Genomic DNA, 25,783 nt, shown 5'->3' with positions numbered 1-25,783 from the left:
TCTGCGGTTTCAAGGTTGTGGGGCTTTAAGACTTATCCAAATTTATTTTGTCATTGATTGTTTCGGTCTTCCCTTAAGGTTGTCAGGTTCTAACTACCCTGGCTGCTGTCGAAATTCTCATCTATCTCTCTCCTGATCCAGTTGTTGAAATCCCCGCCCATCCTGTTTGTTGGCCAATGTTGTAGGTTGCTAATTCCAAGTGTTGTGCTAATCGTTTAGTCAGTGCGTGATGATTCAAATGTCTAACAATATCTGCAATTGGTGCTGCTATGCGGGCTAAATTTTCCGTGATTGTTCCGGTCTATCAGCAGTGGCACTTCATTGAGGAGTTGGTTTGTTGCTTGGAGTCTCAGGTCATTTCAAAAGACCTTTTTGAGCTTGTACTGATATCAAACGACGGGAATTCTCCATCCTTTTTAGGGGGGGGAAGCTTCCAGGTTAAGAGGGGAAAGTGCAAAAAGCCTGGATCTTATGCGGCAAGAAACAGAGGGGCAGAGATCGCTGAAGGAGATTGGCTTATATTTACGGATGCTGATTGCCTGCCGGATTCAAAGTGGATAGCCGGAATTGATAGGGCGGTTGGGTGTTGGGGAGGGAGTGTAAAGTTATTTGCCGGTGATGTGCGAAGTCAAAAGCAATATGGATTTTCCAATATCTATGAAGTCTATGACTTTATGAGAGGGATACCACAAGAGGTTTACGTATCAGCAGGAGTTGCGGCTACAGCAAATATGGTAGTTGATCGGTTTTTGTTCCTGAAGTTTGGCGGCTTTAGTGAGAATTCCTTTTCGAGTGGTGATTTTGAGTTTTGCAGAAGATTGAGGGCGAGAGGGTACCAAGTCTTATTTCTGAAATCTGCTTTTGTTCATCATCGAGTTAGATGCTCCTGGCAATCTGTAGCGACAAAAGCAAGGCGGATAAAGGGAGGGCAGTTTTTCCTCTCTCAAGGGGCAGGGAGGTTTAAACTGATCCTATATACCCTTCTTCCGCCGGTAAGGTCGGTCGTATTTTTTTGGCGGAAAAGGGAAATTTATATTGGTTATAGATTGTTGGCAACTTTCGTTCAGATAAGGTTGTGGGGGGTTGAAATACGGGAGATGGCTCGCTTGATGTTAGGGGCGAAACCTGAGCGACATTGATCTTTGTAAATGTTTGGGCGGTATTGATTGTGAGGAGGTGAGCTTGTATACCAATAATTCTAACAGGCTGAGATATGAAAAAAGCATTAATAACCGGTGTAACAGGCCAGGATGGCTCTTACTTAGCTGAATTTTTATTGGCGAAAGGGTACGAGGTTCATGGAGTTAAAAGAAGGTCCTCTTCATTTAATACGAGCCGCATAGATCACTTGTACCAAGGGCCGCAAGATGATAGTAGAAGGTTTTTTCTTCACTATGGAGACCTTACCGATACGAGCAATTTGACTCGAATTCTTCAGGAGGTGCGGCCTGATGAAATCTATAATTTGGGTGCTCAGTCACATGTTGCGGTCAGTTTTGAATGCCCTGAATATACTGCAAATGTGAACGGGCTTGGAACCCTCAGAATACTAGAGGGGATGCGCCTTCTGGGATTGGATAAAACTAGATTTTACCAAGCCTCAACGTCAGAGCTTTATGGTGCTGCCAAAGCTTCCCCTCAGAATGAAAGTACCCCTTTTTACCCTCGCTCTCCATACTCAATTGCAAAATTGTTTGCTTATTGGACTGTTGTCAATTTCCGCGAGGCCTATGGCTTATATGCATGCAATGGGATCTTATTTAATCACGAGTCATCACGGCGTGGTGAAACTTTTGTTACCCGAAAAATAACCCGGGGTTTGGCAAATGTTGCCCAAGGTTTAGAGCGTTGCCTGTATTTGGGGGAACTGAATGCACTAAGGGACTGGGGCCATGCTAGGGACTATGTTGAAATGCAATGGTTGATGTTGCAGCAAGAAAGTCCTAGGGATTTTATCATCTCTACAGGGCTGCAATACTCCGTTCGGGATTTTGTTCGTAATTGTGCTCAGGAGCTGGGGATCGCGATAGAGTTTTATGGAGAGGGGCAGAAAGAGGTAGGTGTTGTTACTTCAATTGTGGGAGAAGATGCTCCAGCAGTTAAGTGTGGAGATGTAATTGTTAAAGTGGACTCTCGTTATCTTCGCCCGACAGAGGTGGTGTCACTAGTAGGTGATGCCTCATTGGCTCGGCAAGAGCTGGGGTGGGCACCTAAAACAACCTTGAAAGATTTAGTTGGGGAGATGGTTAAGTATGATTTGAGGGAAGCGAAGCGGAATTTGTTGTTGGCTGGGAATGGTTATCGCACTGAGCCTATTTTTGAGGAGTAGTTAGTGAAATACTCCCAGAGAGTTTTTGTCGCAGGTCATCAGGGCATGGTTGGTTCGGCATTAATTCAGAGGTTGAGACCGGTAAAAAACTGTGAAGTCATTACTTGCCCTCGAGGTTCGCTGGACTTGACAGATGCTGATGCTGTTTCTGATTTTTTTAATTCGGAGTCGATTGATACTGTTTATTTGGCTGCGGCAAAAGTGGGGGGCATATTGGCGAATAGCAAGCTCCCAGCTGATTTTATTTACCAGAATCTGATGATTCAGTGCAATGTAATCCATCAGGCTCACAAGGCCGATATCCAAAATTTGCTGTTTATTGGGTCGTCTTGTATTTATCCAAGGGATTCCCCCCAACCGATACGGGAGCAGGACCTGCTTGGGGGCAGGTTGGAGACGACTAACGAGCCTTACGCTATTGCTAAGATTGCCGGAATTAAGTTGTGCGAGTCGTACTCAAGGCAGTATGGACGTAACTATCGCAGTGTTATGCCGACAAACCTTTATGGTCCACATGACAACTTTGACTCTGCAAATTCACACGTTATCCCTGCATTAATATATCGTTTTCATAAGGCCAAAAATGAAGGGCTGCAGAATGTCAGGATTTGGGGGAGTGGTGATGTTCGACGAGAATTTCTGTATGTAGAGGATATGGTTGATGCGTTGGTGTTTGTAATGGGTTTGGAAGATCGAGTATATCGATCCGTGACAGAGCCTATGTGCTCCCACCTAAATGTGGGTACTGGGGTGGATTGCACTGTTAAGGCGCTGGCTTATTTAATCGCCGAGATCATTGGGTTTGAGGGAAATATTACATTTGACAGGTCAATGCCTGATGGTGTGCCGCGGAAGTTGCTAGACACCTCAAAGCTATCGAAGTTGGGGTGGGATTCCCAGACTTCCTTGGTGGTAGGGTTAAAGAAAACATACGACTGGTATAGAAGTATTTTACGTTGATCGAATGTCAGATATTGTAATTTGTACTAGAGTTCTCAAGAGAGGTTTTACTTTTCACGAAACGACAACTTGAGACTTTTTGTGATAAAAATAAGCCTGATAACAGTTTGTCTAAATAGTGCTGACACCATTCGCGACACAATACTATCCGTGTTGGCTCAAGATTATACAAATATTGAGCATATAATTATTGATGGTGGCTCTACTGATGGAACGCTAGAGATAATATCTGAGTTTAAAGACCAAGTCGCGGCAGTTGTGTCTGAAAAGGACTCAGGTATTTATGATGCTATGAATAAAGGCATATGCCTGGCGTCTGGTGATATAGTCGGCACAATTAACTCTGATGATGTCTATTCTGATAGTCGTGTAATTTCAAATGTTGTTAATGAATTTTTAGTTTCGGGAGCCCAGTCTATCTATGCAGACCTGGAGATTGTGGCTCGCAATAACTTAAGCCAAAGAGTGCGTTTTTATGGCTCCAGTAAATTTAGGGTGTCTAAATTTCGCTGGGGCTGGATGCCACCCCACCCTACATTTTTTGTACGGCGTGACTGTTATAAAAAGCTAGGTTTATATAAAACCAACTACCGTGTTGCAGCGGATTTTGAATTGCTAGCTCGTTTTCTTCATCGGGATAAAATCAGCTTCAGGCGTTTGCCAAAATGTATTGTGAAAATGCGTGAAGGGGGTGTTAGTTCCCAGGGCGTTTGGGGGCGGATTCATCAAAATCTGGAAATTGTTAGGGCCTGCAAAGAAAATCATATCTACACAAACTTTTTTCTGATTCTATTTAAAGTACCTCTTAAACTGCTCGAATACACAGGAATTGGCCTTACCCATAGGCGGTGAAGGCCAACCTTTCCCTGTTTGATTTGAAGTGGCTCCTGTTAAGAGAACAGTGAGGGCAGGGCGCTATCCGTTTCACGGGGTTCACTTTCAGGTTTCGCGTTCAGTAGTAAGTCGACTATTGCTTTCACCTTATTGATGTCCAAAGGACTAGCCGGTGACTTGTAAATAGCGGCGTCCAGAACTGCTTGGAGCTGATCCAGCTCGGGGATGTTCAGTTGCCTCGCGGTCTCAGCCAAGCTCTTCCCATTTACTTGCGGCCACTTTGCAGCAAGCCACTTTAAAGTGGCTTGCTGGATATGGATGGGGTTCTCACTCTCCAGAGCTTTTTTAAGGGTACGGGTTTCACGTTGTAAATCGGGGGCCTGGGTGTGGTTGCTCGGTATTTGCTGGGCGGGTTTGCGCCTCTGAAAGAAAAAGTACAGCACCCACAGTAAGTGAGAGGCAATCGCGATAATAGCCAGGTTGCGCCAAAAATGGCTCACAGTACCGACTTGTTCGGTGGGTGTAGCTGACTGAGGTACTTTAGCACTGGTTTCATTGTCGCTGGTTACTGCAGCAGCAGTACCGGAAACTGAGAAGCGGAATGCCGGTAGTTGAGTGGTGCGTTGTCGTTGGCTTTTTGTATCCCACCAGGTCACAGTGACGGGAGGGAGCTCGTAGTCCCCGGGTTGTGTAGCCACAATCGCGGTTGTCTCAATGCGGCTTCCGGTAACGCCGTTGGGCCCAACCTGGTCTTCTTGTTGCGGTTGATCGGGGTAAGTTTTAAGGCCATCCACGTTGAGTTTGGGAAGTGGGGGCAACTGTGCGGCCCTGAGCCCTTCGGCACGTACGGTAAGAATTCGGGTAATAGGTTCGCCTACGGCAAAGGTGTCCGGGTCCTGGCTCCAGCTTTGAACAATGCCGAGACTGGCAGCGGGCAGCCATTGGCTGCCAGAGTAGTCAGCGGGTTTTGGCAGCACTTCGATAGACTTCTCTTGGGAGCGAAGTCGAAGCCTTTGGCTGTTGCGATTAAACAGGGAGAAGGGGTCCCTGCGCCCAGCGATGGCCACGTAGGTTAGTGCGGGAATGCTGAGCTTGCCTGAGCTATCTGGGAAAACGGCGTAGGTAACTTCGTAAACCGCATGGCTCACATCATTGAGCTTGCGCTCATATCGCTGCTCATCGACTTTTTCTGCATGAGCGCCGGCAACCTTGAGAGGCTCTGTTGCGATATCGTGTAAGCCGATAGTGGTGTACAGGCGAATTTTTACCAGCAGTTGCTCTTGGACATAGACCTTTTCCTTGTCGAGTGTTACTTCCAGAAAAGCCTGCTTTTCACCGCCGTTAGGTCCACTTTGCGCCTCGGTGACTGTGACGGGAACCGCATCGGAAACCTCTCCTTGATAGTTAAAAGAGGGGATAAACAGTTTGCCTTCCCGTTTGGGGGCTAGCGCCAGTACCCACTCGACAAAACTCTCTGCACGGCCATTGATAACGCGATACTGGTTGGACTGTTGGCGTGAGAGAATATCGAAATCCTGTTCCAACAAGTCAAAGTCCGGTTGTCCACCACTTTTGTCTCCTGAATAGCGCACACGTAAATTGACTGTCTCATCAATTCCAATCTTATCTCTATCGACCGTTGCGCTGAGATCGCTTGCTAAAACCGGTGTCGACAGACAAAGTGCTATTGCAATAAGTAGCAAAGCGAAGGCGTGGCTGAGTGGGAGGCTCCAAAGTTTTATTCGGTTGTTAATGATTGCGTCCATAGGCATTTTTGAAATCAGTGTCCTTGAATCCAGCGACATTGCTCTACTGTTCTTTACCATCTTTGTGTCGCCCCATTTTCCGGTGGCTCCCACTCTCCGCTGCGATAGGCACGGCGCCTTTGCAGGCTCTCGTATTTGAACTTCTCGCGCATCAGACCGGCTGGATCATCGGGAATTTGACGGAGCCATTGGTCCAGGGCTTGTTGGGTTTCCTGGTCGAGTGGGCTTTCTTCAGCGCCAGTAGGTTGCGATTCCCCTTGCTGCGGCTGTTCTTCACCCTGTTGTTCGCCTTGCTGTTGTTGTTCGCTCTCCTGCTCTTCCTGGCCCTTTTCTTGGGAGCCCTGTTGCTCCTCACCTTGAGGCTGTTGCTCAGAGGACTCTGGTGAACCAGAGGGCTGTTGATTATTGCCCTGTTGTTGCTGCTCGCTGGACTGCTGTTCGTTGTTCTTAGCTTGCTGCTCTTGGTTTTGCTGTTGTTCCTGGCTCTGCTGCTGGCCCTGCTGGTTCTGTTCCTGCTCGCTTTGCTGCTGTTCACCGGACTGCTGTTGGGATTGCTGCTGTTTTTCTTGCAACTCTTTCAGCTTTTCAGCAATTTCCCGATTGTGCTCGGCATCGGCAAACTCGGGCTGCTTTTGCAGGGCTTCATCGTAAGCTTCGATAGCTTTATCGTAGTCCCCCTGTTGCACCAGGCTGTTGCCAAGATTGTACAAGCTCTGTGAATTATTACGTTGGGCGAAATTTTCCTGGGCCTCTGCGTAATTGCCTGCGCGATAGTTGGCAGTGCCTTTCCATTCGGGGTTGTGAAATTCTTGCGCGGCCTCTGACGGCTGTCCCTCTTCTAGTAGGCGCTGGCCCTGCTGGTCTTTGCGTTGCCATAAATCCTGCCACTCAATAGCCTGGCTTTCACTTGAAATTCCAGTTAGCAGTAGTAAGGGCAGTGCGCATGCCAGAGCTCCCCGACGGAAGAGTAGAGCTGCAAAAGGTAGTATTAAAAGGAGTAATAGCGGCCCTTCATCCCGCCATTGGTCGAACTCTCTTTCAGTGAGCTGCGCTTGTTGCGGGCTGTCAGTTTGAGGCAGTAAATAGTCGATATCGCTGTCATTTACCGTAATTTTGGCAAAACGCCCTCCGCTGGACTGGGCGAGCTGGCGAAGCTCACTGGCATCGAAATTGGAGATGACGATGGCCCCTTTACTATCAGTCACAAATCCGCCGGTATTCCCCCGTGGGATGGGGCTGCCCTCGCCGCTGCCCACGGCGAGTATGCTCATCTCAACTTTTGCGTTGGACAGAGCTTTGGTGACCTCATCGGCGGCCATTGAGTCTATGCCGTCGGTAACGGCAAGTAATTGTCCGCGTCCTGCGGCTCCATCCTTTAACAGGCGAATCCCGGTATCGACGGCCATTTCGATATTGCTGCCGGGGACTGGCATGATTGAGGGCGATAACGCGGGTACCAGATTGGCGATAGTAGCCGTGTCCTCGGTAAGAGGGGTGACGACATGGGCTTCTCCAGCATAGGCGACGAGTGCGGTGAGGCCGTCTTTTCTCTGGCGCAAAATATCCAAAATTTTAAGGCGGGCGCGGGTTAGTCGATTGGGTGATAGATCTGTCGCCATCATGGACGGTGACAAGTCTAGCAGTATGACCAGGGCATCCTGGTTGCTGTACACTGGGGTTGGCAGCTTGCGCCAGGCAGGGCCGGCCAGAGCGATAATCATCGCGACCAGCAGCGCAAATATTAATGCGAATAACCAGGGTCTTTTACTGCCACCGCGCAGTAGAAGGTGGGGCAGCAGATCTGGGTCTATGACCTTTTGCAATTGAGCGCTGTTGAGCACCATCTTTGCCAATCCCCAACAGAGTAGTGCTGCGGGAATTAGCAGCCACAGAACCCCAGGGCGCAGGAAGTGGAAGGATTGGATTAGGTCGAGCATATTCACTGGGCTTGACCTCCATTGTTACGACTTATCTCTTCTCGTCTGGCAGGGAGCTGAAAATTGCTCGCCAGGGGAATCAAGGCCCAAATTCCAGCCAGTAGTAGGGCGATACTAAGGGGCCAGGTGAACAGGGACTTCATGGGGCGGTAACTTTCCGCTTCTTGTTCGACAGGCTCTAACTTATCCAGTTCGGCATAGATTTCTGCCAGCTCCTGCGGGTTGTGGGCGCGGAAATAGCGGCCCCCGGTTTTATCGGCGATTTCCTTGAGTGTCTTGCTGTCGAGGTCTCGCGAAGGGTTAATTCTGCGGCTGCCAAAACGGCTCCCCAGAAGACCGGGTTGAACCATTTCGTCGGCACCTACACCGATGGTGTAAACCGTAATACCCGCTTGTTGTGCCAGTTCGGCAGCTTTGAGAGGGGAGACTTCCCCCGCAGTGTTGGCGCCATCGGTGAGGAGTATCAGCACGCGTTGCTCTGCGGGGCGTTGGGTCAGGCGTTTGACCGATAGCCCAATGGCATCGCCGATGGCAGTTCCTTGTCCAGCAAAGCCGATCTGGGCCTCTTTTAGTAGAGTTTCTACCGTCTCCCTATCGTAAGTGAGTGGGGCTTGCAGGTAGGCGCGAGTCCCAAACAGTACCAACCCCAAACGGTCACCTTTACGCCGTTCAACAAAGTCACCAACCACCTGTTTTACTGCATTGATACGCATCGCCGGTCGGCCATTAATTACCATATCGGGCGTTTCCATGCTGCCTGAAATATCTACGGCAATAAGGAGATCCCTTGCGCTGCTGGGTTGAGATATCGGCTCCCCATACCACCGGGGACGGGCTGCGGCGCTGATTAAAAGCAGCCAGATCAGAATCAGCAAAAAGAGATTGAGCAGATTGCTTTGTTCACCGCCGCCACGTTGGGATAGCTCCGAATAAAATGGCACCTTCAGGGCGCTGCTCATGGGTTTGGAGCGGGGTAGCAGCCAGCGAGCGAGTAGCGGGAGTGGGGCTAAAAAGAAAACCCATGGCCAGGCGAATTCAAACATGCGCGGCCTCCCCGCCCTGGTGTTGTGGGCTGTTTTTGGTGGGTTGTCCGTGCTGCTTCACCCATAAAATGGCATATTCCTGTAGCACTCGGTTTTTGTCTGGGTTACAGCTGCCGCGATAGAGGTTTTCAATGAGTGCTTGTTGCGCATCAGAGGGGCACTCGAGTGGGGCTGACTTTTTCAGGAATTCGACCCATGCTGTGCCGATAAGATTGCCGCACTCTGTACGGCTATAGGTTGTAACTGCCACTCGCTTAAGTATTTCATTAATTTCTGGTACTGCATCCGCCTCCTCAGTATTTACTGCAGCGAGCAGTGAAGCTGCTTCGACACGATAGCGATTGCGTTCAATTTTTTTGCGCCGCTGCCGCCACCATAGGGCAGCGGCGGCCACACAGACAAGAATTAATACGGCCAACATCCACCAGCCTGGAGCGGGTGGCCACCAATTAACCGCATTGGGCTCTTGTATATCGCGGAGTTGCGATAACAATTCCTGGGCCTCGGGCGAAGGCGCTTGCGGTGTTGGGGATTGCATTTGTTTTGCCAGAAGACTTCCTTTTATCACGACTGGCCCTCAATTAAATTGCCAGTGCGTTTTGCCTTCGCTCCTTGGTTCGCCAAAACATTGGCGACTAGCTTTTTCTGCACTTTCAAACTCATTACTACTTGGGCCTTCTCGTATTTTGCCAGCCATTATTTCTTTGCCGCGAGCCGTAGACGGACATCAGTGCTGGAATAAGCGGTTGGGTGTTATCAAAGTCCAGCAACGGCAGCCGATAACGTCGGCACAGTTGTTCAACCTCGGCGCGGGCTCGGGCTTGCTTTTCGGCAAAATGTTCGTGAACCGGCCGATTGCCGGCATGAAGGAATGTGCGCTGGCGACCGTCAGATATAGTGAGGGATTGGCCGGGCAGATGTTGCTCCAGCGGGTCCGATACCCTCAGCACCTGCAGGTCGGCATGACGGGATAAAAGGTAGAGTGGCTGCGAGCAGCTCTCGTCGAGATCATGGCAATCACTGATTAAAAAGAGCGCACTTCCAGGGCGTGCGATTCTTCGCGCTTCCTCCAGCAATGTTTTTAGTGTTTGGCTGCCCTGTTCGGGGACGGGGCTGCTCAGTTCCGCAGCGCGGGCAACCGTACTGTGAATCATCGAAAGTACGGCGTGGTGGCTGCGGCGCGGACGCACTGTGTCTATTTCCCGGTCGGAGAAAAGCAATGCCCCGATCCGATCGCTGTGCTGTAAACCAGCCCAACCCAGCGCTGCCGCAATGCCGCTGGCCGTCACCGATTTAAATGCCCTTTGGCTGCCAAAAAACATCGGCGAACGCAAATCCAACAGGATAACTACCGGGCGTTCGCGCTCCTCTTGGTAAAGTTTGGTGTGGGTTTGGCCGGTTCGAGCTGTTACGCGCCAGTCAATGGAGCGTACATCATCGCCGGCCTGGTAGTTCCGCACTTCCTCAAAATTCATGCCGCGGCCGCGGTAGCGAGTGAGCAGGCTGCCGGCCTGATCACTGCGGGCCAGGCGCGGTTTGAATAATTGCAACTGCCGTGCGGCGTAGCGCATTTGTACCAACGGCGTTACTTCGGGATAAGCCCCGCGCAGTTCGAGCTCAGTTGGGGATGCTTCAGCGGACATCAGATCGCAGGCACCTGTTGAAGTAATCGCTCAATTACCTGGTCGGTAGTAATTCCCGCCGCTTCCGCCTCAAAACTCAACAGGAGTCGGTGGCGTAAAATATCGGGAGCGACATTCATTACATCATCTGGGGTGACGTAGTCGCGCCCAGCGAGCCAGGCGTGAGCGCGCGCGCAGCGATCCAATGCAATTGTTGCTCTCGGACTTGCACCAAAATCTAGCCATGACGCCAGCTCGCTGTCATACTTCGCCGGCTCGCGAGTAGCAATGACAAGTTGGACAGTATAGGTTTCCACGGCCTCAACCATCTGCATTTCCAGAATTTGGTTGCGCGCCTGAAGAATGGTTTCTTGGCTGATAATTTCAGTGGGGCGATTTTCGCCAAGGCTAGCCTCGGATCTGGCCAGGCGCAGGATTTTTGCTTCCGCCTCCGCATTGGGATAGGCAAGATTTACCTGCATTAGGAATCTATCTAATTGTGCCTCTGGCAGAGGATAAGTCCCTTCCTGCTCAATAGGGTTTTGGGTAGCCATTACCAAAAATAACTGGGGAAGGGGATAAGTTTTTCGGCCGACACTGATCTGCCGTTCTGCCATAGCTTCGAGCAGCGCCGACTGAACTTTGGCTGGCGCGCGGTTAATCTCATCGGCCAGTATCAGGTTGTGAAACACTGGACCTGGTTGAAAATGGAACTCTCCGGTTTCCGGCCGGTAAATGTCGGTGCCGGTAATATCCGCCGGAAGCAGATCTGGCGTAAATTGAACGCGATGGAAGTCACCCTCAATAGCTTCGCCCAGTGTTTTAATGGCCTTGGTTTTGGCCAGGCCTGGCGCTCCCTCCACCAAAAGGTGGCCATCGGCCAGCATGGCGATCAGCAATCGGTTAACCAATCTCTCTTGACCGATAATCTGCTCTTCCAACCAATCGCCCAAAGCGGCGATATGATCCCTAATAGTCTGGTTTGCTTCCATAGTATCTCTTCTTCTGAGAATTTAGCCGCCGCACGGACCTGGCTGGCTTTCTACCATCTATATATAGTCGCCGCCGAGAAGGTGGCGACTGATGATTTTAGCGGCACCAAATGAAGAGGCAACTCTTGGGATGTAGGCCTCTGCCGAGCCGACTAGATTCTGAGGTGGAATGGACTTCTCCTCACTGTCTGACTGAAAGTGTAATTTTTAGGACTCGACCCTGCAGCTGCGTATGGGCTGAGATGATGACCTTTTCGGATCTACAGTGTTTGGATTCGATGTGACAAAAATGAGATTGGGAGGTTCCCCGTGAATATGGCGACGGTTATTACCGACAGCCGTGAAGAATTAGTTGCGCAGATTTGCGAGCTGATTCGTGACAAGCTGACCAGCGAAGCCGAACCCGTTGTGGCTTTTGCCCAGCAGTTCCTCAATCAGTACCCCTTAGAGGATCTGGCCGGTCGTCGCCTTGTTGACGTCTATGGCTGCATATACACCTGGTGGAACTTTATTCAACAGCGCCCGGGCGGCCTACCCAAGGTGAAGGTTTTTAACCCCCGCCTTGAAGACGATGGTTGGGAGTGCTCGCATACGGTCATTGGTGTGCTGCAGCGGGATATGCCATTCCTGGTGGACTCCATTCGCATGGAGATCAATCGCCGAAATACAGTGACTCATTCGATAAAGAGTACGGTAGTTCGAGTCGAACGCGATGCCAAGGGGAAACTGACTCGCCTGTTGCCGCCAGAGGAAGAGTTGCTGGGTGAAAAGCCGCAGGCAAAAGGGAAGCGCATTACGAACGAAGCGATGATTTATGTCGAGATTAATCACGACACTTCATCTGAGTTCGCTTCAGGCATGATGACTGGCTTAAAAGACGTACTCGGCGATGTGGAGCTGGTAGTGGACGACTATGTCCCGATGCTGGAAACCTGCAGCGCAATGGAGGGGCAGTTACAGGCGGGACTTCCAGACGAAGACACCAACCTATTGGAAGCCAGTGCATTTTTACAATGGATGCGCGACGGTAACTTCACCTTCCTGGGGTATCGCGAATACGAGTTCAGTGTTGTCGGGGATAAAAAAATCCTCAATGAAGTTGAAGACCGCAGGCTCGGTATTTTCAAAAAGCTGGAAGAAGCCGCGCCGATGCTGGAAACCTCTTTTAGTGAGGGCAAGCAGCGTTTCTACCAAGGGCCCAATTACCTGACATTTGCCAAGTCCTCCGTTAAGTCCCGGGTGCACCGCACGGCCTATTCGGACTACGTGATGATTAAGCGCTACAACACCGATGGTGAGGTGATTGGTGAAGCGGCGTTTATGGGGCTTTATACCTCGCCGGTTTACACCGAGAGCCCGGCGAAAATCCCGATTATTCGCCGCAAGATGGCCTCGATCATCGAGTCTAGCGGTCTCTCCGGACAGGGGCACGATGGCAAAGCCCTGCGCCGGATTCTCGATACCTTCCCAAGGGATGAACTTTTCCAGGGCAGCACCAAAGAGCTGTTTGACGTAGTAATGGGTGTGCTGCAGTTAAATGAGCGGGCTCACCTTCGTCTGTTTATGCGTCGCGATCCCTTTGGTAAATTCGTTACTGCCACGGTATATGTTCCCCGTGAGCTGTTTAATAGTGATGTGCGCGAGGTGATTTGCGCGCATATTGCCAAAGCGATTAATGCGAAGGACTCGGACTTCACCACTTTCTTCTCCGAATCCATTCTCGCGCGGGTCCATTTTGTTTTCCGCGTGTCCCCCGATGAGCCTGTTGATTTTGATGTCGCGCTGCTGGAGGCGCAAATTGTGGATATTACCCGCTCCTGGGAAGATGTTTTCCAAAGATCACTAATTGAAAATAGCGGGGAAGAAGAGGGCAGTCGTCTCTATCGTACTTTTGGCCGCGCCTTCCCGGCAGGGTACCGTGAAGACTTTGAGCCTCGTATTGCGGTGCAGGATGTAGCAGCCGTTCAGAGCCTCAGTGAAGACAACCGGGTGGCAATGAGTTTCTACCAGCCGGTGGGGGCCGCTCAGGGCAGTCTGCGGTTCAAGGTATTCAACTGGGGCAGCGGCCTGACGCTCTCCGACGTGATTCCCGTGCTGGAAAATTTGGGCTTGCGGGTTATTGGTGAATTCCCCTATACGATTCGCCCCCGTGGCTATACCGATGTGTGGATGCACGAATTCCATCTGGAATTTGGTCTGCCCACCAAAATTGATGCGCAGGCATCCCGTGGCCTGTTCCAGGATGCGTTCGCGGCGATCTGGAATCACACGGCGGAAAGCGATGCCTTCAATCGCCTGGTGCTGGCCGCCCGCCTAAACTGGCGCGAAGTATCCATGCTTCGTGCCTACGCCCGTTACCTGAAGCAAACCAAGTCCGGTGCCAGCCAGAGCTATATTGCCGCTACCCTGGCCAGCCACGTGGATATCACCCGCAACCTGGTAGCCTTGTTTAGGGCGATGTTCGATCCCCGTTTAAGCACCGGCAAGCAGGAGCAGCCCCGTGTCGAGCGCTTGATCGCTAAAATTCACGATGGTTTGGATACGGTTGATAACCTGAATGAAGATTTGGTTCTGCGCCGTTATTTGGAATTAATCCTGGCGACCCTGCGCACTAACTTCTTCCAGGTGGATGATGAAGGGCAGCCCAAGGATTATATTTCGATCAAATTCAGTCCCCGGGATATTCCCGGCATTCCCGAACCCCGCCCGGAGTTTGAGATTTTTGTTTACTCCCCTCGCGTGGAAGGTGTGCACTTGCGCGGCAGTAAAGTCGCTCGCGGCGGCCTGCGTTGGTCTGACCGACTGGAAGATTTCCGCACAGAAGTTCTGGGCCTGGTAAAAGCCCAAGCGGTGAAAAATGCAGTTATTGTCCCCAGTGGTGCAAAAGGTGGATTTGTCGTTCGACGTCCGCCTACCGATGGCAGCCGCGAAGCCATGATGGAAGAGGGAATCTCCTGTTACAAAACCTTTATTCGCGGCCTTTTGGATATCACTGACAATCTAAAAGATGGCGAAGTTGTACCGCCCAAATATGTTGTTCGTCGGGATGAGGATGACCCCTACCTGGTAGTAGCTGCGGATAAAGGGACGGCGACTTTCTCAGATATTGCCAACGGCATTGCCGGGGAGTATGGCTTCTGGATGGGCGACGCTTTCGCCTCCGGTGGCAGCCAGGGATACGACCATAAGAAAATGGGTATTACAGCCCGTGGAGCCTGGGTATCGGTGCAGCGCCACTTCCGTGAGATGGGGGTGGATGTCCAGAAAGAAAACTTCTCTGTTGTCGGCATTGGCGATATGGGTGGAGATGTTTTTGGTAACGGCATGTTGCTGTCTGAGCATATCTGCCTGAAAGCGGCCTTTAACCACCTGCATATTTTTGTGGACCCCAATCCGGATGCAGAATCCAGCTTTAAAGAGCGCCAGCGTTTGTTCGCGTTGCCCCGGTCGAGCTGGAGAGATTACGAGCGCAAATTAATTTCCAAAGGTGGTGGTATCTTCGAGCGTCGCGCCAAGGCCATTGCTATTACGCCCGAAATGAAAGAAGCGTTTGATATCAAACAGGATCAACTGAACCCCAACGAGCTGATTAGTGCCTTGCTCAGAGCGCCGGTGGATCTGATCTGGAATGGCGGTATTGGCACTTATGTTAAGGCTACTACCGAGACGGACTCCGAAGTTGGTGACAAGTCCAATGATCACTTGCGCGTTGATGGTCGGGAGTTGCGTGCCAAAGTCTTTGGCGAGGGCGGCAACCTGGGTATGACCCAGCGTGGACGTATTGAGTTTGCTCTCAATGGCGGGCGTTGTAACACCGACTTTATCGATAATGCGGCCGGTGTGGATTGTTCTGACCACGAGGTAAATATCAAGATCCTTCTGGATAAAGTCGTTGCTCAGGGTGATTTGACTGAAAAGCAGCGCAATGAGCTACTGGATGGGATGACCGATGCTGTCGGTGAATTGGTGCTGCACAATAACTATGAGCAGACTTTTGCCCTCAGTGTGGCGGAATATCAGGTTGCCAAGCGCCTGGACGAGTACCGCAGAACTATCAACACTTTGGAAGACGACGGCCGATTGAATCGCGCGCTGGAGTTTATTCCTGACAACGAGCAGATTTCTGAGCGCGAGCACAAAGGGCAGTCCCTGACCCGCCCCGAATTATCGGTTCTAATTTCATACGTTAAGGTCAAGTTGAAAGAAGAGCTGCAAAATGCACAAATCACCGACAATGAGCGGGTGCGTTTTGCGGTTGAGTCTGCATTCCCGGAAAAATTGGTCGAGCGTTATCGCGACCAAGTCTATGACCATCCGTTGTTGCGCCAGATCGTGGCTACCCAGGTCGCCAATGAGATGGTTAACAGTATGGGTATCACCTTCTACAACCGTATCGGTACAGCCACTGGCGCCGATGTGAACGATGTAACTGCCGCTTATGTCAGCGCTCGTGATGTGTACGAGATGCACGACTTCCAGGAGCAGCTGGCTGCGCTGGACTACAAGGTGCCAGCGGAGCTGCAAACAGAACTGCTGAACTCGATGATAGGTCGTGTGCGCCGGGCAACCCGGTGGTTCCTGCGCAATCGCCGCAATGAGTTGGAGCCAGCTACCAACTGCGAGCTGTTCCAGGAGCCGGTACAGCGGGTTATTACAGCGTTGCCGCAGGTCTTGAGTGGCGAGCCCCTTAACGAATGGGAGCAGCGCTACCAGAAACTCTTGGAAGCAGGGGTACCAGAGGCCCTGGCCCTGCTGTCGGCGTCGCCCACCTACCTCTACTCGGCACTGGGTATTTCCGAGTCGGCGCGAGCTAGCGATACGCCCGTAGAGGAAGTTGCCACGGTTTACTTCAGGCTGTCGGATGAGTTGAACCTGCATTGGTTTGGCAATCTGATCGTCGACTTGCCGGTAGACAGCTTCTGGCAGGCGCAGGCCCGGGAGACCAGTATGGATGACCTGGACAGCCAGTTGTCGACACTGGCGGTGAACATTCTCCGCTTAGGCAAGGCTGAAAATCTTGATGTAGAGGGTGCAATGTCCCGCTGGAGCGCTATCATGGCGCCCGCAATTCAACGCTGGCACAATATGATTGCCGAGTTGAAGTCTACTTCTGTCGGTGACTTTGCGATGTTCACTGTGGCTTTGCGCGAGCTAATGTATCTCGCCCACGCCACTGCGGACCGGGAAACTCTGGCAGAACAGTAGCGGAATAGAGCCCAGGGGCCGCTCAAAGGCCCCTGTAGTATCGTCATCACAAGATAGAGCCCTTCGTTTTTCTGAAGGGTTCGCCTCCCCACGTAAGGAAAGGTATGTATTCAACACTGCGTAAAGCCTTGTTTGCGCTTGACCCTGAGCGGGCCCACCATTTGTCGATTGATGCCATTGGCGCTGCAGAGCGCCTCGGCTTGATGTCCCTGTACAAAAAGTCGGTCCCGGATGATCCGGTCGAGTTGATGGGGCTCACTCTACCCAACCCGGTTGGTTTGGCCGCTGGTCTGGATAAGAATGCGCAGGCCTTTAATGGTTTCGGAGCCCTGGGATTTGGGTTTGTTGAAGTGGGCACCGTGACACCGCGTCCCCAACCCGGCAATCCGCTGCCAAGGCTGTTTAGGGTGGAAGAGGCCGATGCGATTATTAACCGTATGGGTTTTAACAACCTCGGTGTTGACTACCTGATTGAAAGAGTGAAAAAGCGCCGTTATAGCGGTGTTTTGGGGATCAATGTGGGTAAGAACTTTGATACTCCAGTGGAAAAGGCCGCCGATGACTACTGCCTGTGTATGGAGAAGGTGTACCGCTACGCCGACTACATCACTGCCAACGTTTCTTCTCCCAATACCAAAGGGCTACGTGACCTCCAGTTTGGTGACAGTCTCAATCGCTTGCTGGGCAGCATCAAAGACAAGCAGATGGAGCTGGCTCAAAAGAGTGATCGCTACGTCCCTGTTGCCGTCAAGATTGCCCCGGATATGGAAGGCGATGCGGTGGCGCAGATAGCCGAGGCGCTGTGTGAGTACGATATCGATGGCGTGATCGCTACCAATACGACGATCGATAAGTCTTCAGTCGCCAAGCTGCCCCATGGTAGCGAAGAGGGCGGTTTGAGCGGAAAACCCCTGAGAGCGCAATCCACCAAGGTCATCGAGCTGTTATCGAAAGAGTTGAGCAAGCAGATCCCGATTATTGGGGTTGGCGGTATTTTTGATGGTGACAGTGCGGCTGAAAAGATTCGTGCTGGGGCGACTGCCGTACAGATGTATACCGGTTTCATCTATCGGGGGCCTGAATTGATTCGTGAGGCGGCAGAGGCAATTGCTTTGGAGCGCCGCCGAACAGAGCAAGGGTAAGCTGTATTAGTTGCTGACTGCTAGGAAAAGGGGGGCTTTTGACGATAAGCCCCACTTGCCATCGCTAAATGGTGCTCCACCCGTCAGGGTATTGGATGTCGGTAGAAACGGCGCCATAAATCTCCAGTTTTTGCGCCTTGGTCACTCTGTCGAAGCCATTCCAGTAATCTTCCCGCCCCTCACGCCAACCATTGATCCACTCCTGATGAGGATCCTCTTCGACAAATGGGCAGCTATCCATAGACTTGTTGTTCAGGGCTGCCAAATAGCCCTTGTAAAATGCCCTGTCGGCGTGATTTCGTTTTTGGCGTTTCATCGTATACGGCACCTCTACTTTGTCGGTCTGTGGACAGTTTGTCGGCAGGTTCGCAAACGGCTCTATTTGGGGGTGTCTCTCAATGAATTTTAGTGAAGGAAATAAGTCTTTGAACGGACCGACCCAATCCACCTTATTAGTAAGAGTAAAGTGGCTGCGTAGGAATCGGAAAATATCTCTAGATGACAGTATGACTTATGGGGCAGGTAGTAATTAATGGCAGGGCGTATTCTCTTCTGCCACAAAATGGGATAATCGTCCTCTTTTGGGCATGGCGATAATGCTCAATTTCCCTAGTTGGGGGCGGTAAAGGTTTTGCCCCAGGTTTTATTTGTGCGTACTGGCGGCGCAGACGTTAAGTGGGCGGTCATTATTGGCGCACAAAACTTCCTCCACAGGAGGAGCTTAATGAGTAAGTATTTTGACAGATTTACAAACCGAAGAATTTGAGTTTACGGCTACGTGTCCCAAGGGAATAGAGGGGCTGCTCGCTAATGAATTACGCGACCTGGGTGCAGGGTCTGTAAGGGAGCAGCCGGCGGCAGTGTATTTTTCCGGCTCCCTGAAGTTGGCTTACCGCTGCTGTCTGTGGAGTCGCTTGGCAAACCGCATTATGTTGCGTTTGGCGCAGGTGCATGTAGCCACAGCTGAGGACCTGTACCAAGCAGTTGCTGAGCAACCCTGGGAGCTCCACATTCGCCCCTCGGGCAAATTGTGGATGCAATTCTCTGGGACCAATCGAGAGATCCGCAATAGTCAGTTCGGTGCTCAAAAAGCAAAAGATGCCATTGTCGACCGCCTTCGCCGCCAGTCGGGAGCCCGTCCAAGTATTGATAAACATCATCCAGATTTGACTGTTGCCCTGCGCTTGCATCGGGATAAGTTGGATATCGCCATCGATCTAAGCGGTGACAGCTTGCATCGCCGTGGCTACCGAACCCATATCGGTGCAGCCCCACTGAAAGAGAACCTTGCGGCAGCACTGTTGCTGCGAGCCGGCTGGCCAAAGATTGCCGAGCAGGGTGGAGCATTGCTCGACCCGATGTGTGGCTCGGGCACTATTCTGGTGGAGGCGGCGATGATCGCTGCTGATATAGCACCGGGATTAATGCGGGATAGCTTTGGTTTTGAGCGCTGGCTGAACCATCAAAGCGATATCTGGAATGAGCTTCGCGAGGAGGCATTGCAGCGTCAAGGCGTTGGCCTGGCTCGCGAACTGCCAGAGATTCGCGGTTACGATGCTGATGCGAAAGTCTTGTTTGCGGCTGAGGCTAATATTGCCCGGGCCGGTCTGGAGCGCCAGGTGCGAGTGAGTTGCCGCCCAGTAGCAGGGTTTAGGGTACCGAGCCATAGAGAAGTCAAAGCGGGATTGGTTTTGACAAACCCGCCCTACGGTGAGCGCTTGGGTGAGCAGGAAGCTCTGCGGGAGACCTATTTTGAACTGGGGCGGCAGTTAAAGGCGGAGTTCCCGGGCTGGTTAGTCGGTGTGTTTACCGGCAATCCGGAACTGGGTTATGCCACCGGTTTACGCTCTCACAAGCAGTACCAGCTATACAATGGCAGTATCCCCAGTCAGTTGTTGATGTTTGAGGTTCGTGCGCAAAGTGGGGCGGCGGCGAGTGAAGCCACTGGGCCGAAGTTGTCACCCCAGGCGGAGATGGTAGCAAATCGCTTGCGCAAAAATCTGCGCACTACGGGTAAATGGGCCGCGAGGAGTGGCGTGGATTGTTACCGCCTCTACGATGCGGACTTGCCTGAGTATGCTGCGGCGATCGATATCTATAAAACCCTGGATGGCGCCGTGTACGCGCATTTGCAGGAGTATCGTCCGCCGGCCACTATCGAGGAAGAGAAAGCTCGGGGGCGCTTGCGCGATTTGTTAAGGGCCCTTCAGTCCGTGCTCGAATTGCCTCGCGCGAATATCAGTATTAAAGAACGCCGTCGCCACAGCCACAAGGGCGGAGGTAAGGGTGGAAGTCAGTACCAGAAGCAGACGGAATCCAGGAAGGAACTCTGGGTTGGGGAGTATGGTGCTGAGTTGGCGGTAGATCTGTGGAGCTACCTGGATACAGGGCTTTTCCTGGATCATCGCCCGGTGCGCAAATACCTGCGAGAGATTTCTGCCGGTAAAACATTCCTAAACCTTTTCTGCTATACCGCCAGTGCGACAGTCCAAGCGGCTCTGGGTGGTTGCAAGCAGAGCACTAGTGTCGATATGTCGCGAACCTATCAAAACTGGGCGGGACAAAATTTCCGTGCTAATAACATGGATCCTTATCGCCATCAGTTGGTAGAGGCCGATTGTTTGCAGTGGCTTGAATCTGCTCAACAGAACAGGAAAGGCCATTACGATTTGATATTCATGGACCCCCCGAGTTTCTCCAATTCCGCCAAGATGAGCGGGGTATTAGATATTCAGAGGGACCACGGGAAATTGATTCGTCAGTGTATGTCCCTGTTGTCGCCTCAGGGTCGCTTGGTGTTTTCCAACAACTTGCGCAGCTTTAAGATGGATGAAGACGTTTCCAGTGAATACTCAGTAGAGAAGCTGAACCTTCTGGATAAGGATTTTCAGCGCAATCCGAAAATTCACAATGTTTGGGAGCTACGGCTGAAGTAGGGTGGTACTAACGCTTTAGTGATTTGTGGCCGGCTTGATTTAATAGCCGGCCTAAAATACCTAAGGTCTAATAGGTTTTGACCATTGAAATTGAGGGGTTTTACAAGCTGGAGGTAAATCGCCGTCCAGTGTCAATTTACTTGTAATTCAATTCTAGGTTAATTTGGGTCAGCGGCTTTCAGCTAAAACTTTGCATAAATAAAAAGATAGCGAAAGTTGACGGTACAACCACAGAAACCCGATTCGCTGTGAGCTCGGATCTATTCATTCAGATCCATTACAACCCGTATCCCCACATCCTTTGAGCGCGCGGTTTCATTGAGGCCTTTTCGGTAGTCAGAAGAAATCTTACTAGAGGTATCACGCATTGAGCCGCCCCTTACAGAATGAAGTTGGCAGCCGTTAATCTTTATAGGTGCTGAAGTAGTTTTTGTTGGGTTGTATCCAGCTTGGTAGCAGTCTTCCACCCACTCAGCCACGTTCCCTGCAGTGTCAAAAAGGCCAAAAGGATTCGCCTGGTAATGCCCTACGGGAGCTGTACTGATGCTGAACAGCTTTGTAAATTCGCTAGAGCAACCCCTGCGGCAATTCGCTTTTCCCCGGACGTCGCTGGAAGCCCACCAGTATTGGTGGGTACTGCCTCCCCGGGCTGCGTACTCCCACTCGGCTTCACTGGCCAGCCGATACTGCTTGCCAGACTCCTTTGATAGCCACTTCACATACCTTTGTGCGTCCCGCCAGGTCACATTAATTACCGGTCTATCGCCTCGCCCCCAGCCTGCATCGCTGGGTTTAGCACTACCGGTGGCCTCGGCGAAACGATCGTATTCGGCAAAGGTGACCTCATAGATGGATATAGCAAAGTCCTGCTCTACATTTACCCTGTGCGCAGGGCTGGCCAATCGCCGCTGGTTATTGCCCATGGTAAAGCTGCCTGCTCCCACTGCGACCATTTTCGGGCCCAAGCCACCGGAGGATAATTCAGATTGAAATCGCTTGCCGATAAAGTAGGCAGGTTCCAGCTCGATCGCCACTTCGAGGTTTTGTTCTTCCAGCAAGACCCACTGGCGAACTTTACTGAAGCCCCGTTTACTCACTTCCACATCATATTTGCCTGGGCTCAATTCAAGCCCCGGCTGGTAGCGGGGGGCTATGTTCATAATCCGCACACGGGCATCAGACGGCTTTGTGTTAATCGTTAGGCTGTACAGCTTGGGTTGGTTCTCTGCTCTTGGCTCTGCAGGCTCAGGCGTGAGTACTTTTGGGGGCTCAATATTACTCCTGGCAATCAGTGCCTGATTACCACTGAGGGGTAGTTGTGCATCTGCATTGAGCGAGGAAGGTAGATTTAGCGGGGTAACTTGTACCTGTGTGTCTAGGGCATCTGCTGCTGATTCAGTTGGCGCAGACTCTGTATTTGAATTTGGAGCAATATTGGCAGGCTGCTCCGCGGTACCTAGTAGGGTGGCAGCTGTAAAATCGGCAGCGCCGTCCAATGTAGGTAGTCCAAGTTGCCAGCCGGCCTTGTGATCAACGATGCTATACAGGCCCCAGGTTGAGGTAAGGCCAACAGCGATAAAGCTGCTCATAAGCCAGGAGCGTTTGTGTTTTGTTGGCTCAGCGAGGAACTGCCGCAGGCGTACAACAGTATCCTGCTCCTTACGCTCTGGTTTCTCGGGCGTTTCCTTCCGTTTCCAACTGGAAGCAACTCTCCCGAGTTGGTTTGCCACACTGCCGTAAATGGTCAGTACAAGTGCTTTTGCCAAGCTGGAAGTTTTTAAAGTTGAATTGTTGAGCTGGCTGATTTGGTTGGCCGGCTTTCCGGCGAGGGCTGCAACCAAATCATCTGCGGCATCGGCGATATCCAGGCCCCGTTGAAATCGCTTATCCGGATCTTTGGCCAGGAAGTGATCAAGTAGAGCCTGATAAAGTGCGTAGCGGGCTGGCAGTCGCGGAATTGGGTCGGTGAGGTGCTTTATTGCAATGGCGACGGCTTCGTCTGCCTGATAGGGCACGGCTCCTGTGAGCATTTCATAGAAAACAACTCCCAGGCTATACAGGTCGGCACGACCGTCAACCGCTGCTCCGCGAGCTTGTTCCGGGCTCATATAGTGAGGGGTTCCCACAACCATCCCGCTGTTAGTCATACGGGTGGTTCTCGCGATAGCCCGGGCAACCCCAAAATCACTGAGTACGGCCGATCCGTCTTCGCGAAACAGGATATTCTCCGGTTTCAGGTCTCGGTGTACATAGCCCTTGCTGTGGGAGTGGTCTAGGGCCATGGCTATCTGGCGCACAACATTAAGCGCCTCAAGAGGCTCAAGCCCACCTTTGCTTAAACGCTCTGCAACCGAGCCCCCAGGCATGTAGTCCATGGCGATATAGTTCAGGCTGCGGTAGCGGCCAATATCGTGAATACCGACGATATTTGGGTGTGACAGCTGCCCAACGATATTTGCTTCCCGCTGGAACCGCTCACTGAAGATTGGATCAGCGTTCAGTACTGGCGACATAACTTTGAGTGCCACTTGCCGGCCCACACTGCGCTGTATAGCCAGGTAGACTGAGGACATTCCCCCCTGATTGATCTTCTTGAGGATGCGGTAGCCCGGTATCTGCAGTGAAGAGGTGCCGCTATTGACGACTTCCATGAAGTGCTTTCCCTATCTTAAAGCAGAGTTGAAAGTCCGTAGGCAACTGCGGTGGCTAAGGCGACTGTGAAGAGGAGAATGAAGGGGCGATACTTTTTGAGTGTGGAGCCGGGCAGGGTGGGCTCGCTAATTGGGTTGAGGGATGCGGTAGAAGAAGGTTGCGCTGTGGATGGGGCATCTATGACCTGAACAGTGACATTATCTTTGCCTCCTGCATCCAATGCTGCAGCGATTAGAAGCTCTGTTGCTCTGTGGGTATCACTGTTTTCCGTCAATATCTGGTTGATTGAATTTGCTGGTACTTCCGAACTAAGTCCATCACTGCAGATGAGTAGTCTCTGTCCTGCTGCCCAGCGATAGGAGACTCGGTCCACTTCGAGTTTGGGGTTGGTACTACCGCCGATACATCGGGTAATTACATGCCGGTTGGGGTGAATTGCGGCTTCTTCGGAGTTGATAGCGCCTGAATCCATCAGCATCTGTACGTAGGAGTGGTCGCTGGTTAGTTGGGTGAGTTTCCCTGTTGTGCCTTCGGGAGCCCAGAGGTAAGCGCGGCTGTCTCCAACCCAGTAGATATGAAAGTAGTCACCCTCTTCAGCAACAACGACCGCAGTAGAGCCCATATTGGCTGTGGTTTGTTCATCGCCCAGTAAAAGGGCGTGCGCTTTTTGCAAGGCACGCTCGTAGTGCTTGTCAGTTTCCGCTGACTTTTGGATTTCTTCAACAACAGTTTTGCTCGCGAGTTCACCAGCGTGGTGACCGCCAAGGCCATCGGCTACAACCCAGATACCTTTGTCTTCCGCAGCCCAATAGGCATCTTCGTTCTGTTCACGCTTATAGCCGGTATGGGTTGCGCCGGCACTGCGTGTAGCGTCTTTGCTATGCTGAACTATCCCGCTGTGCCGTGATACTTCGCGTACTTTGGCTTCACTCACTGGCGTGCAACTACCTGTAATTTATTTAATCTTTCTAACGGTGATAACCCTCCGGTAATCACACGCCTCTTCCCTGTTGTGCTCTCGGCTTATTCAAGTTGCCGATCACTTTGTAGGTCATCGCTGAATCTGTTAAATACTAGACCTTTGGGCCATTTTAAGCTGCAAACCGAATCACACGCTAATGATATCGCCCATGATAAACTCAACTTTATCAATAAAAGTGAGTGTTTCGGCTGCTTTTTAACATTAGTTAAGCTCACTGTCTTCAATAATTGGCCAATTTCACACGGCCATTTTGGCTTTAGGAGCGATTTCGATGCTCAAACTTTGTGATGTCAATGATCTCAGCCAGAGCGTATGGCTGGTATCGCCGGGAGTAACTGTGGGGCGGGCGCAGAGTAGTGACTTGTGTATTGCCGATGATTCCGTAGCGAAGTCGCACCTTAAAATTGCAGTTAATGGCGATGTTCTGACTTTGCACAATTTGTCGGGCGCGGCCCGTGTTTTGCTTAATGGTCAGCCAACTGGTACACCGTGCCAGTTAAAAATAAACGATCAGGTCAAAGTGGGCAGCCGTTTACTCCAGGTAATCGACCCGAAGGTAACTAAGCTCAAGTCTGGCCCCCCTAAGGCTGCTTCGAATCAGGGCGTTGCCTGGGCGCTAAGAGCCAATCACCGGGCTATTGCAGGAAAGGTGTTCCCTGTGAAAGAGAGTGCGGTAATTGGGCGCTCCGATGAGTGTGATATAACTTTTTCGCTTTCTCATCTTTCGCGTAGGCACGCTCGTCTCGAAGTAAGGGAGGGCTTACTGTTCGTTATTGACTTAGGTTCGGCAAATGGGACTTTTGTCAATAATAGAAAGGTTAGTGAGAGTCGGGTGCGCAGGGGCGATGAGCTCCGACTCGACACTTTAAGTTTTTCAATTGTCGGCCCAGCTGACGATAACAACCGCACGGCTGTACGCCCGGCTTTGCCGGAGTTCGAATTGCCCGGTTCACCCTCTGTCTCTGGAGAAGCCGATACAGTCCCCTATGCGGTGCAACCCAGTCTGTCCGAGGAGGTACCTGAGGAAGTCGATAAGCCAAAGGCTAAAAGTAAAACGTGGCTTTTAATAGTGGGGCTTGCGCTAAGTGTTGCGGGATATCTCTGGGGCAGCAGCCAGGGGGTTTTTGGATGAGCGATATAAAAGAGCTTTTGCTCTACACCACTTTGGGTTGCGGCCTGTGCGAAAAAGCCAAAATTGAAATTTGGCCTGCCCTGGAAAAATTCAACTTGCGTCTTCGCGAAGTGGATATCGCCGAGGATGAAGCGTTAATGGAGCGCTTTTCTATCCGCATTCCGGTGGTTGGCCTTGGAGACCCCGACGATGTTTGCGGTTGGCCGTTTGACCAGGTGCAATTGCAAGATTGGCTGAAGGAGCGGCTTTAA

The 25,783-nt window shown here is 51.5% G+C and carries 18 protein-coding genes; 9 read left to right on the top strand and 9 right to left on the bottom strand.

Translation table 11 applies throughout. The features are described from left to right. Positions 1 to 269 precede the first annotated feature (269 nt). The 4 genes from ACJJI4_RS11860 (at position 270) to ACJJI4_RS11845 (ending at position 4,141) form a co-directional block, all read left to right on the top strand. Positions 270 to 1,139, top strand: a complete 870-nt coding sequence (locus ACJJI4_RS11860; RefSeq protein ID WP_444925261.1) for a glycosyltransferase family 2 protein — start codon at positions 270 to 272, stop codon at positions 1,137 to 1,139. A 74-nt stretch (positions 1,140 to 1,213) separates the two neighbouring features. After that, entirely contained in the window at positions 1,214 to 2,329 is a 1,116-nt protein-coding gene (gene gmd / locus ACJJI4_RS11855; protein WP_444928197.1) for a GDP-mannose 4,6-dehydratase, read from the top strand. Between the two features lie 3 nt (positions 2,330 to 2,332). Further along, the gene (locus tag ACJJI4_RS11850) at positions 2,333 to 3,289 is read left to right on the top strand and encodes a GDP-L-fucose synthase family protein (protein ID WP_444928196.1); all 957 of its coding nucleotides are present in this window, start codon (positions 2,333 to 2,335) and stop codon (positions 3,287 to 3,289) included. A gap of 81 nt (positions 3,290 to 3,370) precedes the next feature. Next, entirely contained in the window at positions 3,371 to 4,141 is a 771-nt protein-coding gene (locus ACJJI4_RS11845) for a glycosyltransferase family 2 protein (RefSeq protein WP_444928195.1), read from the top strand. 38 nt (positions 4,142 to 4,179) lie between these two features. On the opposite strand, the gene ACJJI4_RS11840 is transcribed toward ACJJI4_RS11845, so the two are convergent. The 6 genes from ACJJI4_RS11840 to ACJJI4_RS11815 all read right to left on the bottom strand — a co-directional run bounded on the left by ACJJI4_RS11840 (position 4,180) and on the right by ACJJI4_RS11815 (position 11,483). Continuing rightward, entirely contained in the window at positions 4,180 to 5,949 is a 1,770-nt protein-coding gene (locus ACJJI4_RS11840) for a BatD family protein (protein WP_444928194.1), read from the bottom strand. After that, on the bottom strand, positions 5,943 to 7,826 hold the full coding sequence (locus ACJJI4_RS11835; protein WP_444913393.1) for a VWA domain-containing protein: 1,884 nt from the start codon (positions 7,824 to 7,826) through the stop codon (positions 5,943 to 5,945). Before ACJJI4_RS11835 ends, ACJJI4_RS11840 begins: the two co-directional genes overlap by 7 nt. A gap of 2 nt (positions 7,827 to 7,828) precedes the next feature. After that, positions 7,829 to 8,869, bottom strand: a complete 1,041-nt coding sequence (locus tag ACJJI4_RS11830; protein ID WP_282932302.1) for a vWA domain-containing protein — start codon at positions 8,867 to 8,869, stop codon at positions 7,829 to 7,831. Beyond that, on the bottom strand, positions 8,862 to 9,407 hold the full coding sequence (locus ACJJI4_RS11825) for a DUF4381 domain-containing protein (RefSeq protein WP_444928193.1): 546 nt from the start codon (positions 9,405 to 9,407) through the stop codon (positions 8,862 to 8,864). The genes ACJJI4_RS11830 and ACJJI4_RS11825 overlap by 8 nt, the downstream gene beginning before the upstream one ends. A 127-nt stretch (positions 9,408 to 9,534) precedes the next feature. Continuing rightward, positions 9,535 to 10,512, bottom strand: coding sequence for a DUF58 domain-containing protein (locus ACJJI4_RS11820; RefSeq protein WP_444907919.1), 978 nt, complete (start codon positions 10,510 to 10,512; stop codon positions 9,535 to 9,537). Continuing rightward, positions 10,512 to 11,483, bottom strand: coding sequence for an AAA family ATPase (locus tag ACJJI4_RS11815; RefSeq protein ID WP_282932305.1), 972 nt, complete (start codon positions 11,481 to 11,483; stop codon positions 10,512 to 10,514). The genes ACJJI4_RS11820 and ACJJI4_RS11815 overlap by 1 nt, the downstream gene beginning before the upstream one ends. A 315-nt stretch (positions 11,484 to 11,798) precedes the next feature. Between ACJJI4_RS11815 and ACJJI4_RS11810 the strand changes: the two genes are divergently transcribed. Further along, complete coding sequence (locus ACJJI4_RS11810; protein ID WP_444928229.1) at positions 11,799 to 16,688, top strand: NAD-glutamate dehydrogenase; 4,890 nt, start codon at positions 11,799 to 11,801, stop codon at positions 16,686 to 16,688. Positions 16,689 to 16,792: 104 nt separating this feature from the next. Next, entirely contained in the window at positions 16,793 to 17,830 is a 1,038-nt protein-coding gene (locus ACJJI4_RS11805) for a quinone-dependent dihydroorotate dehydrogenase (RefSeq protein ID WP_413662444.1), read from the top strand. 64 nt (positions 17,831 to 17,894) lie between these two features. On the opposite strand, the gene rmf is transcribed toward ACJJI4_RS11805, so the two are convergent. Next, positions 17,895 to 18,146 carry a ribosome modulation factor gene (gene rmf / locus ACJJI4_RS11800; protein WP_108733677.1) on the bottom strand — a complete coding sequence of 84 codons (252 nt, stop codon included), beginning with the start codon at positions 18,144 to 18,146 and terminating at the stop codon, positions 17,895 to 17,897. 421 nt (positions 18,147 to 18,567) lie between these two features. Between rmf and rlmKL the strand changes: the two genes are divergently transcribed. Next, positions 18,568 to 20,766, top strand: a complete 2,199-nt coding sequence (gene rlmKL / locus ACJJI4_RS11795) for a bifunctional 23S rRNA (guanine(2069)-N(7))-methyltransferase RlmK/23S rRNA (guanine(2445)-N(2))-methyltransferase RlmL (protein ID WP_444928192.1) — start codon at positions 18,568 to 18,570, stop codon at positions 20,764 to 20,766. Between the two features lie 260 nt (positions 20,767 to 21,026). On the opposite strand, the gene ACJJI4_RS11790 is transcribed toward rlmKL, so the two are convergent. Both ACJJI4_RS11790 and ACJJI4_RS11785 read right to left on the bottom strand, forming a co-directional pair. Then, positions 21,027 to 23,417: a bifunctional serine/threonine-protein kinase/formylglycine-generating enzyme family protein gene (locus tag ACJJI4_RS11790; protein WP_444928191.1), complete on the bottom strand. Its 2,391-nt coding sequence runs from the start codon at positions 23,415 to 23,417 to the stop codon at positions 21,027 to 21,029. 17 nt (positions 23,418 to 23,434) lie between these two features. Continuing rightward, positions 23,435 to 24,352 (bottom strand): PP2C family protein-serine/threonine phosphatase, encoded by a 918-nt coding sequence (locus ACJJI4_RS11785; RefSeq protein WP_444928190.1) that lies wholly within the window; start codon positions 24,350 to 24,352, stop codon positions 23,435 to 23,437. Positions 24,353 to 24,671: 319 nt separating this feature from the next. Between ACJJI4_RS11785 and ACJJI4_RS11780 the strand changes: the two genes are divergently transcribed. Further along, positions 24,672 to 25,532, top strand: coding sequence for an FHA domain-containing protein (locus ACJJI4_RS11780; protein WP_444928189.1), 861 nt, complete (start codon positions 24,672 to 24,674; stop codon positions 25,530 to 25,532). Further along, positions 25,529 to 25,783 (top strand): glutaredoxin family protein, encoded by a 255-nt coding sequence (locus ACJJI4_RS11775; protein WP_413662439.1) that lies wholly within the window; start codon positions 25,529 to 25,531, stop codon positions 25,781 to 25,783. The genes ACJJI4_RS11780 and ACJJI4_RS11775 overlap by 4 nt, the downstream gene beginning before the upstream one ends.

It is taken from the genome of Microbulbifer maximicatervae (SeqCode) (assembly GCF_052467305.1).
Note: the sequence above shows the minus strand (reverse complement) of the source record. Positions and strands in the feature narration are given on the sequence as shown.

What these genes read in the sequence shown, in the direction of transcription:
- ACJJI4_RS11860 (WP_444925261.1), top strand. Translation starts at nt 270, where the DNA reads ATGCGGGCTAAATTTTCCGTGATTGTTCCGGTCTATCAGCAGTGGCAC.
- gmd (WP_444928197.1), top strand. Translation starts at nt 1,214, where the DNA reads ATGAAAAAAGCATTAATAACCGGTGTAACAGGCCAGGATGGCTCTTAC.
- ACJJI4_RS11840 (WP_444928194.1), bottom strand. Translation starts at nt 5,949, where the DNA reads ATGGTAAAGAACAGTAGAGCAATGTCGCTGGATTCAAGGACACTGATT.
- ACJJI4_RS11835 (WP_444913393.1), bottom strand. Translation starts at nt 7,826, where the DNA reads ATGCTCGACCTAATCCAATCCTTCCACTTCCTGCGCCCTGGGGTTCTG.
- ACJJI4_RS11830 (WP_282932302.1), bottom strand. Translation starts at nt 8,869, where the DNA reads ATGTTTGAATTCGCCTGGCCATGGGTTTTCTTTTTAGCCCCACTCCCG.
- ACJJI4_RS11825 (WP_444928193.1), bottom strand. Translation starts at nt 9,407, where the DNA reads ATGCAATCCCCAACACCGCAAGCGCCTTCGCCCGAGGCCCAGGAATTG.
- ACJJI4_RS11820 (WP_444907919.1), bottom strand. Translation starts at nt 10,512, where the DNA reads ATGTCCGCTGAAGCATCCCCAACTGAGCTCGAACTGCGCGGGGCTTAT.
- ACJJI4_RS11815 (WP_282932305.1), bottom strand. Translation starts at nt 11,483, where the DNA reads ATGGAAGCAAACCAGACTATTAGGGATCATATCGCCGCTTTGGGCGAT.
- ACJJI4_RS11810 (WP_444928229.1), top strand. Translation starts at nt 11,799, where the DNA reads ATGGCGACGGTTATTACCGACAGCCGTGAAGAATTAGTTGCGCAGATT.
- ACJJI4_RS11805 (WP_413662444.1), top strand. Translation starts at nt 16,793, where the DNA reads ATGTATTCAACACTGCGTAAAGCCTTGTTTGCGCTTGACCCTGAGCGG.
- rmf (WP_108733677.1), bottom strand. Translation starts at nt 18,146, where the DNA reads ATGAAACGCCAAAAACGAAATCACGCCGACAGGGCATTTTACAAGGGC.
- ACJJI4_RS11790 (WP_444928191.1), bottom strand. Translation starts at nt 23,417, where the DNA reads ATGGAAGTCGTCAATAGCGGCACCTCTTCACTGCAGATACCGGGCTAC.
- ACJJI4_RS11780 (WP_444928189.1), top strand. Translation starts at nt 24,672, where the DNA reads ATGCTCAAACTTTGTGATGTCAATGATCTCAGCCAGAGCGTATGGCTG.
- ACJJI4_RS11775 (WP_413662439.1), top strand. Translation starts at nt 25,529, where the DNA reads ATGAGCGATATAAAAGAGCTTTTGCTCTACACCACTTTGGGTTGCGGC.